Annotated in this window: 14 protein-coding genes; 10 read left to right on the forward strand and 4 right to left on the reverse strand. The window is 57.9% G+C overall.

Annotated elements, in window-relative coordinates; all coding sequences use genetic code 11:
- Positions 1-47 precede the first annotated feature (47 nt).
- Entirely contained in the window at positions 48-557 is a 510-nt protein-coding gene (locus tag KFZ77_RS15385; protein WP_264384684.1) for a fimbrial protein, read from the reverse strand.
- Between the two features lie 588 nt (positions 558-1,145).
- Between KFZ77_RS15385 and KFZ77_RS15390 the strand changes: the two genes are divergently transcribed.
- Positions 1,146-1,523: a hypothetical protein gene (locus KFZ77_RS15390; RefSeq protein WP_031522954.1), complete on the forward strand. Its 378-nt coding sequence runs from the start codon at positions 1,146-1,148 to the stop codon at positions 1,521-1,523.
- Positions 1,524-1,601: 78 nt separating this feature from the next.
- Here the strand turns inward: KFZ77_RS15390 and KFZ77_RS15395 are convergent, their stop codons facing one another.
- Positions 1,602-2,309, reverse strand: coding sequence for a phage antirepressor KilAC domain-containing protein (locus KFZ77_RS15395; protein WP_031522952.1), 708 nt, complete (start codon positions 2,307-2,309; stop codon positions 1,602-1,604).
- 353 nt (positions 2,310-2,662) lie between these two features.
- On the opposite strand from KFZ77_RS15395, the gene aztA reads away from it, so the two are divergent.
- The 4 genes from aztA to aztD are packed head-to-tail and all read left to right on the forward strand — an operon-like array spanning position 2,663 to position 6,508.
- Positions 2,663-3,388 (forward strand): zinc ABC transporter ATP-binding protein AztA, encoded by a 726-nt coding sequence (aztA, locus tag KFZ77_RS15400; protein ID WP_264384685.1) that lies wholly within the window; start codon positions 2,663-2,665, stop codon positions 3,386-3,388.
- Positions 3,388-4,269: a zinc ABC transporter permease AztB gene (gene aztB, locus KFZ77_RS15405; protein ID WP_264386203.1), complete on the forward strand. Its 882-nt coding sequence runs from the start codon at positions 3,388-3,390 to the stop codon at positions 4,267-4,269. The genes aztA and aztB overlap by 1 nt, the downstream gene beginning before the upstream one ends.
- 6 nt (positions 4,270-4,275) lie before the next feature.
- A complete protein-coding gene (gene aztC, locus KFZ77_RS15410; protein ID WP_264384686.1) occupies positions 4,276-5,229 on the forward strand; it encodes a zinc ABC transporter substrate-binding protein AztC in 954 nt (317 codons plus the stop codon).
- 28 nt (positions 5,230-5,257) lie between these two features.
- A complete protein-coding gene (gene aztD / locus KFZ77_RS15415; RefSeq protein ID WP_264384687.1) occupies positions 5,258-6,508 on the forward strand; it encodes a zinc metallochaperone AztD in 1,251 nt (416 codons plus the stop codon).
- 45 nt (positions 6,509-6,553) lie between these two features.
- Here aztD and KFZ77_RS15420 read toward each other — a convergent pair whose 3' ends face one another.
- The gene (locus tag KFZ77_RS15420; protein WP_264384688.1) at positions 6,554-6,802 is read right to left on the reverse strand and encodes a hypothetical protein; all 249 of its coding nucleotides are present in this window, start codon (positions 6,800-6,802) and stop codon (positions 6,554-6,556) included.
- Positions 6,803-7,028: 226 nt separating this feature from the next.
- Between KFZ77_RS15420 and KFZ77_RS15425 the strand changes: the two genes are divergently transcribed.
- Complete coding sequence (locus tag KFZ77_RS15425; protein ID WP_264384689.1) at positions 7,029-7,502, forward strand: Fur family transcriptional regulator; 474 nt, start codon at positions 7,029-7,031, stop codon at positions 7,500-7,502.
- Positions 7,503-7,505: 3 nt separating this feature from the next.
- Here KFZ77_RS15425 and KFZ77_RS15430 read toward each other — a convergent pair whose 3' ends face one another.
- Positions 7,506-9,284 carry a diguanylate cyclase gene (locus KFZ77_RS15430; protein WP_264384690.1) on the reverse strand — a complete coding sequence of 593 codons (1,779 nt, stop codon included), beginning with the start codon at positions 9,282-9,284 and terminating at the stop codon, positions 7,506-7,508.
- Between the two features lie 212 nt (positions 9,285-9,496).
- On the opposite strand from KFZ77_RS15430, the gene KFZ77_RS15435 reads away from it, so the two are divergent.
- From KFZ77_RS15435 to KFZ77_RS15450, 4 genes are all read left to right on the forward strand, one after another.
- On the forward strand, positions 9,497-11,821 hold the full coding sequence (locus KFZ77_RS15435; RefSeq protein ID WP_264384691.1) for an FdhF/YdeP family oxidoreductase: 2,325 nt from the start codon (positions 9,497-9,499) through the stop codon (positions 11,819-11,821).
- 234 nt (positions 11,822-12,055) lie between these two features.
- On the forward strand, positions 12,056-12,577 hold the full coding sequence (locus KFZ77_RS15440) for a hypothetical protein (RefSeq protein ID WP_031522938.1): 522 nt from the start codon (positions 12,056-12,058) through the stop codon (positions 12,575-12,577).
- Positions 12,578-12,823: 246 nt separating this feature from the next.
- Positions 12,824-13,525: an ABC transporter ATP-binding protein gene (locus tag KFZ77_RS15445; RefSeq protein ID WP_264384692.1), complete on the forward strand. Its 702-nt coding sequence runs from the start codon at positions 12,824-12,826 to the stop codon at positions 13,523-13,525.
- Positions 13,522-14,484, forward strand: coding sequence for an ABC transporter substrate-binding protein (locus tag KFZ77_RS15450; RefSeq protein WP_264384693.1), 963 nt, complete (start codon positions 13,522-13,524; stop codon positions 14,482-14,484). The genes KFZ77_RS15445 and KFZ77_RS15450 overlap by 4 nt, the downstream gene beginning before the upstream one ends.
- The last annotated feature ends 28 nt before the right edge of the window (positions 14,485-14,512 follow it).

Raw genomic sequence — 14,512 nt, forward strand, 5'->3', positions numbered from 1 at the left:
CAAAATGGCCCCGTCAGGAGCCGTTTCGTTATCAAGAGAGTGCAGCGTTACTGATAGGTCATCGTAGCGGTTACGGCCGCAATAACGGTGCCGGATGTGGCTCCCCCCTTATCTGAATAGACGCGGGTACGCAGCGCATAGGAAGGGTTTGTTCCTTCATGGACGGTGTAGGTGTAACTTTGCCCATTTCCGAATCCCTCGCCCCCGGCGCCCTGCAACTGAATCGCTACGCTCGTAGCCGTTCCGGTATTTATATACATATCATCGGGGTGGGCGCTGTCAGCAGTACCACTGAAATTGATAGTTGCCTTCGTGGTACCCGCCGGACATTTATCTAATGTAATGCTAAAACTTACCCAGTCAGAGAACGACGCAGGCTCCTGTAGCTTCGAGGCGCTAATATCCCCCAGATTTACGCTCAGGCTGTCCTGACCACCATTAAGCTCGCAGGGAGCAGCTAATATATTCCCGGTAACATTAACCGTCACTGCGTCAGCGGCCCAACAATTAAGCACGGGCGCAAGCAGATATATGCAAGCACAGAGTTTTTTTTTCATATTTTTACTGATGTAATTAAGGGTAATTTACAATTCCTGTGACGCAGACCAAGAGAATCGTACACAGGCAATGCGCTGGATAAAGCAACACGTCGTATCGTCTGGCGCCGCCACATTCTTGTTATAGCGAAAATAATATCGGCTGCAATAATATGCTTCAATAATTCTTCCCGGAAATGTATTTACTGTTGTTAGCAATAATAAACAAATCGCAGAAAATCATTAGAATTTTAAACACGAAGATTATTTAGCATTAGCGATAAAAAATCCATGACTATTATGTCCACAAATAGACTCGCGTATTATTAAATTATTCCTACGATTGATATTTCCATCATAATTTATGGCTCAATTGGATAAATACTCCCCCTTCGCTGCGCTACTTTTCGACGAGCTGTGGTGAACACGGCGTGGCGTTTGCCCATAGCACTGGATACCACAGCACGGGGTGAGTCTTTTAATTTATTTACCTTCCAATACGTTCCGAAAGGGAACCTGAGGTAGGGTAACAGCACTAAACAGTACGGTTGCGCACGCCTTTACGTCGCACCCACTGGCTATTGCGATTTCCTTACTGACAGGTTTCCTATGAAAAAACGTACCCTTATCGCGCTGCTGGCCGCCACCGTGCTGCTGAGCGCCTGCGACGATGCGACCAAAGAGAAAGCGCAGGCAACGCTGGATGAAGTGACCCAGCAGGCTGGCGAAATGAAAGAGAAAGCCGATGCGGCAACGCAGGATCTGGTGACTTCGGCGGAAAACGCCGGTAAAGAGGCGCAGGCGGCACTGGATAACGGCATCGCCGATACCGTGCAGCAGAAAGTGGACGGCCATCTGGCAACCGCGCAGGAGAAGCTGGATCAGGCTTCGAACATGAAAGTGTCGGACATTATCAACTTCACGCTGGGTAATGACAGCGAGGCTGATAAGGAAGGCGCGGAACAGGCCGAAGGCGAGGAGAAATAACACTGAAAGTGCCCTTCCGCTGGGCACCGGGCGCAGGCTACGCTGAACGCTGCGCCCTGTCGATAACACCGCCGCGCATCAGGCGGCAGCGCCGTTTGGCCGCGCGGCCAGGTGCGTCGCCCAAAGGCCTGCCACCCACTTCACGCCGCGCGCGGTAAAACGCGCCTGAGAGAAGGTGTGAAGGTTTTCACCCACCCCGGAACGCAGCGTAAAGTAGCCAGACTGAATGTAGTGCCGATGCGGCGTCAGGGTACCATTCAGGCGGTACATAATATTGCGCTCAAGCAGGAACTGGCGGAACTCCGGCTCTTTCGCCTTCAGCATTTTGCACAGCTGGCGAAAGCCCAGCGCCTCTTCAACCTGCACGTACTGATCAAAGAAGTTCGCTTTCGGGGCCGTCTGTGCCAGCGCCTGTTCGGCACGCTGGCGCTTTTCGTACTGCTCAGCCCAGGCACGCGCCGCGGCCGCCGGATTGGTAAAGTCCGGGATACTGGCGCGCTGCTCCCGCTCCTGCCAGCGATCCAGCGCGGCGGCGGTAAAGCCTGGCGACAGACGCGCCACGGCCAGCAGTGAATCCCGCTTGTTCAGATAAAACTCCTGCTGCACGTCATCTTCACGCTCAGACTCAAGCACATTGAGCGGCTGCGACAGACGCTGCGCGGTTTCGAGGCTTTTGATAATGCGCTTCACCTCACCGTGGGTTACGCCTGTCAATGTGGCAATTTCACGGCTACTCATCGCCACCGACGGATCCAGAGAAGTCACGCTTTCAAATGGAATCATCATATGCTTCACCACTTACTCACTAACAACATCACCCACACGGGCAGTACGAATAGTATACGCCTTACTGGTTAAACATCCAGTACTTTTTAGCGCAACATTTAAGCGATTCATGTAACGGGAAAAAATGAATTTCCATCGTCAGCCCGCGTGGTTGCTGGCGAGACAGGACGAATATATGAACCAAAGGAATTGATCGTATTGGCTCCTGCTGGCTGGTCAATAAATAAGCCACGGGGATGGCTCGTTTATTCTGCCCTCACGCGTTTATCGCTGAGGTAAGTATTATACGTTTACATTGCGCAATGTTACGTTATAACATTTCGAAAAGAATGAATATTATGGACCGTAATGAGATGACGGACATTGCAGTACACCTTGAAGACTTGACGCTGGGCTATGAGGGTCATGCGGCCCTGAACGCGATCACCGGCTCGGTACGCGCAGGCTCCCTCACCGCTGTGGTTGGGCCGAACGGCTCGGGAAAATCGACCCTGCTGAAAGGCATCGCCGGCATTCTGCAACCGCAGTCGGGTTCCTGCCGCACCGCGGCGGATGCCCGTATCGCTTACCTGCCGCAGATTTCCGAGCTGGATCGCAGCTTTCCGGCCAACGTGTACGATCTGGTATCCCTCGGGCTGTGGCAGGACCGCGGTCTGCTGCGCCGTCACCGGCGCGAAGATCGTCTGCGTATCGCCGAGGCTCTAGTCGCGGTCGGCCTGGCGGGTATGGAAAAAAAACCGCTCAGCGCCCTCTCCGGCGGCCAGTTTCAGCGCGCCCTGTTTGCGCGGGTGATGGTCCAGGATGCCAGCATCATTTTGCTGGATGAGCCGTTCAACGCCATCGATGCCGCCACGGTACAGGCCATGCTGGAGCTGATAAAACGCTGGCATGCCCAGGCGCGCACGGTCATCGTGGTGATCCACGATCCCGAACTGGTCAGCCGACACTTTCCCGAAACCCTGATGGTCAACGGCACGCTGGTGGCCTGGGGAGAAACCCAGTGGGTGATGCGCGCCCGTCAGGCGCCGCCCGCGTTTTGTCAGCATGAGCCGGCGCGATTCGCGGCAGGAGGTCGATGATGGCCTGGCTGTATGACGTGCTGATCAATCCCTTCGTTGAATTCGGCTTTATGCGCCGTGCCCTGATGGGCTCACTGCTGCTGGCGCTCAGCGCCTGTCCGGTGGGGGTATTCCTGACCCTCAGACGCATGAGCCTGGTGGGCGATGCCATGTCCCATGCCGTGTTGCCGGGGGCGGCATTTGGCTTTCTGCTCTACGGGTTGGAGATCGTGCCGATGACCCTCGGCGGGCTGGTGGCAGGCCTGATTGTTGCCATCGGCGCCGGGATCGTCTCGCGCCTGACGGTGCAAAAAGAAGATGCCTCAATGGCGGCGTTTTACCTCATCTCGCTGGCGCTCGGCGTGCTGATCGTCTCGCTGCGCGGGTCGAGCGTCGATCTGATGCACGTGCTGTTCGGTACCGTACTGGCGCTGAATGCCGATGCGCTGATGCTGATCGCCTCGGTGTCGGTAATTTCACTGATCGCGCTGATCCTGCTGTGGCGCGCGCTGATCGCCGAATGTCTGGACCCGCTGTTCCTGCGCGCCGTGTCAAAGCTTGGCTCGCCGGTCCACTTCCTGTTTCTGGCGCTGGTGGTGATGAACCTGGTGGCGGGCTATCAGGCGCTGGGCACGCTGCTCTCCGTCGGGCTGATGATCCTTCCGGCGGTGACGGCCCGCTTCTGGACCCGCCGCGTCATCACCCTCTGCTGCGCTGCGGTCCTGCTCGGCATGACGGCCTGCGTCAGCGGCCTGCTGTTTTCATACCACTATTCGCTGCCTTCCGGCCCGGCCATCATTCTTGCCAGCGGGGTGGGCTATCTGCTCTCCACCGGCCTCGCGCTGGTGAAAAATGCCCGTCGCCCCGCTTTTTCTAAAACGCGCCCTGCGCGCACGGAGTAAATCACCATGAGAATCATCACGCCGCTTGCGGTCGCTGCCCTGCTGGCTCTGACGGCCCCCCTACAGGCCAGCGCTAAGCTCAACGTCATCGCCAGCTTTTCTATCCTCGGCGATATGGCGAAGAATATTGGTCAGGATCGTATCGAGCTACGCACCCTCGTCGGCCCGGACAGCGATGCGCACGTCTATGAGCCTTCCCCGGCGGATGCCATTGCGATGGCGAAAGCCGATGTCATTCTGATTAACGGCCTGCAGTTTGAGGGCTTTATCACCCGTCTGATTCAGGCCAGCGAAAGCACTGCGCCGGTGACGGAAGTGAGTAAAGGCGCGGCGATCCTGCGCGATCCGGCGGGCGGTCACTATCACTTTTACAACGGCAAAGCGGTGTTTCACGCGGCCCCCTTCGACCCTCACGCCTGGCAATCCATTACCAATGCCCGCACGTATGTGAAAAACATCACCGCCGCGTTCTGCGCGGCAGATAAGGCTGGCTGCGACAGCTACCAGACCAACGCTCACGCCTACGACGAAAAGCTGGCGGCGCTGGCAGAAAAAATTGATAGCGAGGTCGCCCGCCTTCCCGACGCGCACCGCACCGTGGTAGTGGGTCACAACGCCTTCCGCTACTTCGAAGAAGATCACGGCATCCACTTTTTATCCCCGCAGGGCGTATCAACCGAGTCCGAGGCCTCAGCCGCCGACGTGGCGGGCATTCTGCGCGAGATAAAGAAAAACCACGCCGCGGCGGTGTTCGCCGAGAACATTTCTAACCCGCGGCTGGTGGAACAAATTGCCTCCGAAGCCGGGTTGCCGGTTTCCGGTGTGCTCTATTCCGATGCGCTTTCCGGCACTGAAGGCCCGGCTGCCACCTATATCGACATGATGCAGCACAATGCCAGCACCCTGGTGTCCGCGCTGGTTGCTGCCAGCACTTCCCCCGATTCCGCCGTTAACCCTTAACCCGGACTATTTGCTAATGGAGATCCCCATGAAGAAGCTGTTATTACCGCTGTCCATCGCGGCCATCCTGCTGGGCGCAGCCGGTTCCGCTACGGCCGCGGAAGAAGACGTCACCGCCTGGCGTCTGTTTGTTGCCGATCATGACAAGCCGGTGGTCAACGTGATCGATGCCCTTGATGGCGACAAACTGAACACTTTCACCGTGAAAGGCCCGGCCTCGCTCTATCGCAGCGAAAGCGGCGCGACGGTGTTTGCGGTACAGGGCAGCGCCGGTACGGTGTCCACTATCGCCTCCGGCATCGCCTTCCACGATCACGGCGATCACGCTGATATTGATGTCGATCCAGCAAAAATGCTCAGCACCCAGTTCACTGGCCAGAAACCGGGCCACTTTGTTGAGCGCCAGGGGAAGGTTGCCCAGTGGTTTGACGGCGAGCGCTACGCCCTGGTGTACAGCGAAGCGGCGGTGCAGGACGGTAAAAGCGATGCGAAAAAGGTGGATGTGGTTGCGCCGCATCACGGCGTAGCCGTACCGTACGATAACTATGCTGTGGTCTCGATCCCCAATCCGGACGATGCCTCTGAACGCCCGGTTGGCGCGCGCATCGTGGGCCTGGACGGCAAAAAAGTCGGTAACGACATTGCCTGTCCTGGCCTGCACGGCTCGGCCGGCTCCGGCGATACCTACGCGCTCTCCTGTGAAACCGGCCTGCTGCTGGTGACCCAGAAAGGCGATACGCCGGAAATCCGTCATCTGCCTTACTCCAGCGCATTGCCGAAAGGCAGCGTCTCGACGCTTATCGGCGGCAAAGGGATGCAGTACTTCATCGGCAACTACGGCCCGGACCGCATTGTGCTCATCGACCCGAGCGACGCGCAGAGCTTCCGCCTGGTGCAGCTCCCGACCCGCCGGGTGCATTTCGCTGTCGACCCGGTACGCCCGAAATACGCTTACGTCTTCACCGAAGACGGCAAGCTGAATCAGATTGACGTGCTGAAAGGCGAAATTACTAAATCGGTGCGCGTGACCGAGCCGTACTCTATGGACGGCCACTGGAACGATCCGCGTCCGCGTATTGCGGTTGCTGAAGACAACATCTTCATCACCGATCCGCTGCAGAGCAAAATTCACGTGCTGAACGCCGCCGATCTGAAAGAGGGCAAGGCGATTAGCGTGGAAGGTCACCCGTTTAACATCGTGGCGGTAGGCGGCTCCGGCAAAATGCACGGAGGAGAACATCATCACGACCATCACGACGCAGACCATAAAGCAGAGTGATAAAAAAACGGCCTGAGTCATCAGGCCGTTTTTAAGAGAGAGACATTACATCCGCTGGCTGCGCAGCATGGCGCAAAATGCGCAGCCGCAGCCGTTTAGCGGCAGCGCAGAGCAGGTGTCAGCGAAGGGGGCCTGAAGCGCTGAGGCATGCTGAGAATACGAGCTGAAAGCCTGGCTCTCAAGGCGTTGAAGCGGTTGGTTTGATTCAGTCGGGCTACGGTCATTGGCTTGAAAGGCCATTGCACTGCCCGAGACAACTGAAAGCGATACTGCCAGTACCTTTGTGATGTTCATGCTCTGCTCCTGAACGTGCCTCTCTCTGCCACCAGAGGGCGTTGCGCCGATTTTGTTACGTTATAACACAGGGTATGCCATTTCTACATCACTTGGGTCGTAACGCAGCAAAGACAGACAGCGATCCGACATCGTAGATCATCACCGGACGGACCCTGCGCCATGCAGCGGCAAGGTTAAACCGGTAGCGGGGGAAAATATGCTGATACAGCAGCTTGTCTCAGACATGGAATTAAACGTTACCCGCCAGGAACAGGCGGAGCTGGAACGGCTGATCCTTGAACACGATCGTATCGCACAGCGCTTTACCAGACCGCGGCAGATGATCTATCTGTTTGTCCGCCGCGCCGGGAACCGGGGCGTGGGGGCGTATGTGTTGCTTGAAGCGTTAAAAACATACAGTCCGAATGCCAGGCCCGCCACCGTTTACCGCGCCCTCGACTATCTGCTTCGCCTCGGGCTGGTAGTCAAAATCGATAGCCAGAGCAAATTTTTTGCCCGCTCCCCGCATTCGTCGCAGCGCCTCTGCCTGTTTATGGTGTGCTCAGTCTGTGGTTCAGTACATGAGTTTAACGATCCCTGGTGTGAGAAAAAAATTGAAACCACGGTCTCGGCTGCAGGGAGTCTGCTTGACAGGAAAGCGATAGAAATCAGCGTACTGTGTGAGAATTGTCAGCCAGCCAGCGCTGGCGCATCCTGACCATCATCCCGCCTTACGCGCCACCCGAATCTGGCCGCGCCCGTTCTCTTTGGCATGATAGAGCGCCAGATCGGCGGCACGCACCAGGTTATCCGCTCTGGCATGATGCGGCCACACCGCCAGACCGATAGATATCGACACAGGGCCGATCTGGCGCGCATCGTACAGCACGCGGTGGCCTGCAACGTTATGCAGGATCTCTTCGGCCAGGGCGACAGCCTGCGCCTCATCGACGTCCGGCAAAATAATCAGGAACTCTTCGCCGCCGTAGCGGAACGCCGTGCCGTTGCCCTTCAGGCTGGCGGTAACCAGTGCCGCGACCTCCGTCAGCACTTTATCCCCGGCCTCATGGCCCCAGGTATCGTTGAGCTTTTTGAAGTGATCGATGTCGAGCATCATGCAGCTCAGCACGCTCTGCGTTGCTTTCGCCTGTGCCAGCGCCATCTGCAACGTCTCCTCAAAATCGGTGCGGTTGCGCATGCCGGTCAGGGCATCGAACGCCGCTTTCTTCGTCAGCGAATCACGCAGCTTCTGGTTCGCCAGCGCCAGCGCAAGGGTCTCTCCCATCAGTTCAATATAGATATAGGGCAGCTCCCGCCCGGTATCGTGGTTCAGGAACGACAGCAGCCCGATAATCTTATTCTGGGCTATCAACGGCACGCAGATTGCCAGATGCGCAGCCTCCGCAGGCACGTGGGTGCAGGGCATATCCACCGCGTCACGCAGCGGGCTGTGCAGGTGCCCACGCTTGAGCGCCCAGCACTGGTCAGGGGGAAAGGACTCTTGGTCGCTGGGGGATAACAGCCAGCGGGCGACGCAGCGCATGGTGTTGGCCTGCTCATCAAGGATATAGAGCCGTCCTCCGGCACCGGGAATGATATTCGGCGCGAAAACGGTGGTCGCCATGATGATGTCGCCCCAGGAGTCGCACCCCTGCAAGCGCCGCGTCATGCGCGCCAGCAGCTTGCGCGTCTCCCAGTCGGCGTCGCGCTCCTGCTCAAGGCGCTGTCTGGCGAGGCCGTTTTCGCGAAAGATGCTGATGGCCTGCGCCATATCACCGATTTCATCGACGTGGGCCAGAGTTGGGGTCTGCACTGCATAATCCTGCGTAGCAAGCCGGTTTACCACATCGCTGAGGGTGATCACCGGGCGCAGAATGCGATGGCGGATGATAAAGCCCAGCACAAACAGGAACAGCAGCGCGGTCAGGCCCACCATGACCTCAGACAGGGTGCGCAGGCGCTGGGAAAGCTGCGTGGCCTCGGCAACGGCAGCATCGGTACGCTGATCAAGCAGGCTGCGGAAGTGCTCGAAGTGGCTTTCGACCTGGCCAAGCTGCGCCTCATACTCCCGGCTGAACAGCAGGCTAATGGCCGCTTCGCGCTGCCCCGCCTCGATCGATGCGATCGCCGTCCCCTGCTCCTCCTCCAGCGTATCCAGCACCGTCAGCGCGCGCTGGAGCAGCATCAACTCTTCCGTCGAGGCGCCAACATCCTGCAACGATGCCAGATGTTTTTCCTTACGCTTGTCCTCTGCCAGCGTCGTTTTCCAGGCCTGGATATCGTCACCCTGCGGGTGGATTGCCGCCTGACGCGCCAGCTCAGTAAGGGAGAACGCCTCTTTTTCTAACTCCTGGGTCAGGGCATCAAACACCCGACTCTGCTGCACCGCATCACGCTCGGTGCGTTCGGCATTCGACGCCATAAACAGCGACACCCCTGACGACAGGGTCAGAAGTACCGTAGCGATATAAGCAATGTTGGTAATAGTGGCGATGCGCACGGGATGCCTGCGAGCGTTATCAACGGGATAACCAAAGTTTAACGTATCTCCCCGTAACTGAATGACTATTTCGCCCTCTGTGGCGCAGACAACCGTAGCGCGGAAACATTTTGATAACCTTATCTCTACATTAATGCCGCCTGTCGGTGCCTGGTATGCATTTGCTGTACCAGGCTTAAAGAAAAAGCAGCTAACAGACAGTGTGGAGCATTATGAAAGAGCAAAATCGTACTATTGGCATCGCACCCTATGGCGGGTCTGCGGGCGGCTGGGGCGCGTTAAAGGCGGTTGCCGACGCGATACGCGGCCAGATGTCGGTGAAGCAGGACGTGATTGCCCTGTTCAAAGTGAACCAGCCGCAGGGCTTTGACTGCCCCGGCTGCGCCTGGCCCGATCCGCAGCACGCCTCATCCTTTGAGTTCTGCGAAAACGGTGCCAAGGCGGTCTCCTGGGAGGCCACCAGCAAACGTACCACCCCGGAATTTTTCGCCGCCCATCCGGTGAGCGAGCTGTGGGAGCGCAGCGCCTTTGAGCTGGAAGGCGAAGGCCGCCTCACCCATCCGATGAAATACGATGCGGCCAGCGATACCTATCAGCCCATTGAGTGGGAGACCGCGTTTCGCGAAATCGGCGAGCATCTGCGCAGCTATGACGATCCCGACAGCGTCGAGTTTTACACCTCGGGCCGCGCCTCCAACGAAGCGGCATTCCTGTGGCAGCTGTTCGCCCGTGAATACGGCACTAACAACTTCCCGGACTGCTCCAATATGTGCCACGAACCCACCAGCGTGGGCCTGCCGGAGTCGATCGGCGTCGGTAAAGGCACAGTAGAGCTGGAAGATTTCGACCACTGCGACCTGGTGCTGTGCATCGGTCATAACCCCGGCACTAACCACCCGCGCATGCTCGGTACGCTGCGTGAAGTCTCGAAGCGCGGGGCGACTATCGTGGCGATTAACCCGCTGCGCGAGCGCGGCCTTGAGCGTTTTACCTCCCCGCAAAGCCCGATCGAGATGCTGTCGCTCAGCTCCACCGAGCTGGCGTCCACCTATTACAAAGTGCGGGTCGGCGGTGATGCGGCGATGCTCAAAGGGGTGATGAAGATCCTGCTGGCGATGCATGACCAGGCGCTGGCAAATGGCGAGCCGGGTGTTATCGACGAGGCGTTTATCGAGGAACACACCGAAGGCTTTGCCGAACTGAAGGCCGACCTGGATGCCACCGATTGGGACCATATCCTGAAGGTCTCCGGTATGGAGCGTAAGGAGATCCAGAACATCGCGCGCCTGTATGCCGAAGCCGAGCGCACCATCATCTGCTACGGCATGGGGATTACGCAGCACCAGTACGGCACCCAGAACGTTCAGCAGATCGCTAACCTGCTGCTGCTGCGCGGCAATATCGGTAAGCAGGGCGCGGGCGTCTGCCCGCTGCGCGGTCACTCTAACGTGCAGGGCGATCGCACCGTGGGCATCACTGAGATCCCGCCGCAGTCGCTGCTCGACGGTATCGAACGGGTATTTGGCTTTACGCCGCCGCAGAAGCACGGTCATGGCGCAGTGGCAGCGATCCAGGCGATGCGCGACGGGAAAGCGAAAGCGCTGCTGTGCCTAGGCGGCAACCTGGCGGAAGCTATCTCCGATCCGCAGGTCACTTTCCCGGCGATGCGTAATCTGGACCTGGTGGTGCACATGGCTACCAAGCTCAACCGCTCGCATCTGCTGCTCGGCAAGCACAACTATCTGCTGCCAGTGCTGGGCCGCACCGAGACCGATATTCAGGCTTCGGGCGAGCAGAGCATTACGGTGGAAGACTCCATGTCGATGGTCCACGCGTCGCGCGGCAGCCTGAAGCCCGCCTCGCCACATCTCAAATCCGAACCGGCGCTGGTGGCCGGGCTGGCGAAAGCCACCCTGCCGGACACCGTGGTCAACTGGGACAAAATGATCGGCGACTACAGCTTTATCCGCGAGGCAATCGAGGCGGTATTCCCGGCGTTTGAGAACTTCAATGAGCGGGTCAAACGGCCAGGCGGCTTCCGCCTGCGCAACGCCGCCTCGGAGCGGGAGTGGAACACCCCCACCGGCAAGGCGCAGTTTAAGGTGATGCAGGGTATCAATGAGGACCCGCGCTCGCTGAAGTGCCACGATCTGGTGCTGACCACTTTGCGCAGCCATGACCAGTACAACACTACGCTCTACGGCCTGAACGACCGCTATCGCGGCGTCACCGGCCGGCGCGACGTACTGTTTATCAACCCGGACGAAGCCGAAAAGCGCCAGCTGCGCGTCGGCGATCAGGTGAACGTGGTGGCCCTCGACCCGGACGGCAATCCGACCTCGCGCCGCATGCACAATCTGACCATCGTCGTGATCGACATGGCCCCCGGCTCCGTTGGCGCTTACTATCCAGAAGCCAACGTGCTGGTGCCGCTCGACAGCCACGACACACAGAGCGGCATTCCGGCGTACAAGAGCATCCCGATTGCCATGGAACGCGTAGAAACGCCGGTCGCGACCGAGGGGGCGCGGCGGTAATCGCATTTGCTGATAACTCCTCACCTCTATGCCCGCATGCATGAGCTCTTCAGCGTGCGGGCATAATTTTAACGAGCCGGTCCTGCCCGTTGCACCTACTCTCTTGTGGCACTTACGATAAAAACTAATCAGAGCACTCAAATCTGGTAGTTTTGCTTTTGTGTAGAAAAAACTATCATTCAGTGTTTAACATCAAACCAACCCGCTCGTTATTTAATCATCAGGACAGGCGTTATGTGGAAAGGAAGTTTGTGTTTTTTATCTGCTTTACTGTTATCCGGCTGCTCAAATATTTTACCGCTCGATTATAGCCAATATGAAGGAAGTGATGCCGCCACTATCTATGCAAGAAATTATGAAGGCAGCGTAGGAACCATTTATATTACCACTTATAAATATGTTGATACCGATGCCTGCTTCGATATGGATACGCGTTACGAGCTTGATTCGAATGTTTTCGCAGCCAGTGGTAATGTAATTAAAGCCAAAATAAAGCCTGGTAATTTTTATGCCTACGAGCAGACCAGAAATTATGGTAGATACATTGCTGACTCCAGACTCTCCTTTATTCCTGAGCCTGGCAAGACGTATTACATAATGCAGAATGAACGCATTTTCGAAATACCGGACTCTGAAGTTATTTCGATGAACACTGATGAACAAAAGTTATTTAATCAATACGGCAAAAATTTGGTCAAAGGATGGCCAGCCAAAAATAAATGTAAAAACTTTATGGGTAAGCTGATGAGTAAATAATAACATGCTTATCGTGCGTGAGGCCTGCAGCCTCACGCTATCAAAAATAGCTGTCTACATGTTATTAAGCGCTTCCGGCGTAATATCACCGTAATCTCTCCGTCATATTCCCTGCCTATAGTCAGCGCCAGCAAATCCCAAAGAGGATAACAATATGTTTGCTCCCCTGACGTTAGTGCAGGTGGACGCGCCCCGCAGGATGAAGACCGCGGGTGGCAGACGCTTTCCCATTGTGGGAGGGCGCTGATGGACGCGTTTACCGATATCCGCCTGGCCGGTGTTAGCTATGCTTTTGGTAGCCAGACCGTGCTCAATCAGATCGATCTCGACATTCCCGCTGGCACCGTGGTGGCGCTGCTCGGCCCCTCCGGCTGCGGCAAAAGTACCCTGCTGCGCCTGCTTGCCGGCCTGACCCAACCCGCCGCGGGCACCATCCACTTTGGCACCCGCCTGGTGGCGAAATCCGGCTGGGCGTTGCCGCCTGAGCTGCGCAACATCGGCATGGTATTCCAGGATTATGCCCTGTGGCCGCATATGACGGTTGAGCAGAACGTCGCCTTCCCGCTGAAGATGCGCCGCGTTGCCCGCACGGAGCGTGAGCGCCGTGTCGCCGGAGCGCTGGCGCGCGTCGGGCTGAGTGAGTTCGCCGGGCGTAAACCCGCAGGCCTCTCCGGCGGGCAGCAGCAGCGCGTAGCGCTGGCCCGGGCGATTGTCGCCGAACCGCGCGTGCTGCTGTTCGACGAACCCCTTTCCAATCTCGACAGCGAGCTACGCGAATCCCTGTGCCGTGACATGGCTACCCTGCTGCGCCAGCTCGGCATTACCGCGGTGTACGTCACCCACGATCGCCGCGAAGCCGAGATCCTCGCTGACCGCATTGTTCATCTGTCTGCCGGGCGTGTAGACGCCATTCGATCTGTTACATCATCCTCAGGGGAAACCACATGAAACTGTCCGTGAAGAAAGGAGTTGCGTTAGCCATGGTGTTGTCGTCCGTTATGATGTCCAGCGCGCACGCGCTTACCGTGTACACCGCCGGCCCTGGCTCGCTGGCGAAAGGGCTGGCCAGCGGCTTTGAGAAGAAAACCGGAGTGAAGGTGAATATCTTCCAGGCCACTACCGGCAAAGTCATGGCCCGTCTCGAAGCCGAACAGGCTAATCCGCAGGCGGATATTCTGATCTCCGCCTCCTGGGACACCGCCGAGGATCTGCACAATCGCGGCTGGCTGCTGCCGTACCAGAGCACCAACGCGGGTGAGGTGCCGGACACGCTGAAGAGCGCCGACTACGTGGCGCAGGGCGTCTCGGCGCTGGGGATCGTCTGGAACACCAAAAGCGGCACCCCGGAACCGAAAGAGTGGCATGATCTGACCGCGCCGGCGTTTAAAGACAAGATAACGACGCCGGACCCGGCGCTCTCCGGTGCGTCGCTGGATCTGCTGATTGGTCTGCAAAACGGCATGGGCGATAAAGCCTGGACGCTGTTTGAAGACCTGAAACAGAACGGCATGGTGGTCAGCGGGCCGAATGCGCAGGCCGTCACGCCGGTGATGCAGGGGGCGAAAGCGGCGGTGTTCGGTGCGGTGGATTACGTTACCTACGGCAACATTGAGCAGGGCGAATCCCTGAAGGTGATCTTCCCGGCCAGCGGGACGGTGATCGCCCCGCGCCCGATGATGATCCTGAAAACCACCCAGCATGAAGCGGATGCGAAGGCGTTTGTTGATTACGTGCTGTCGCCGGAAGGCCAGAAAATGGTGGCCGACGCCTGGCTGATGCCGGCCCGCACCGACGTGCAGGCGAAGCGCCCGCTGTTCACCGAACTGAAACTGCTGCCCACCAGAAGCGACGGTACCAGCGAGCGCAGCGCGGTGCTCAAACGCTTCAGTACGCTGTTCGCTCAATAATTTTCACCCGACGGGGGCAACCCCGTCT

Origin of the sequence: Siccibacter colletis, assembly GCF_025914095.1 — a bacterium.
GTDB lineage: Bacteria > Pseudomonadota > Gammaproteobacteria > Enterobacterales > Enterobacteriaceae > Siccibacter > Siccibacter colletis.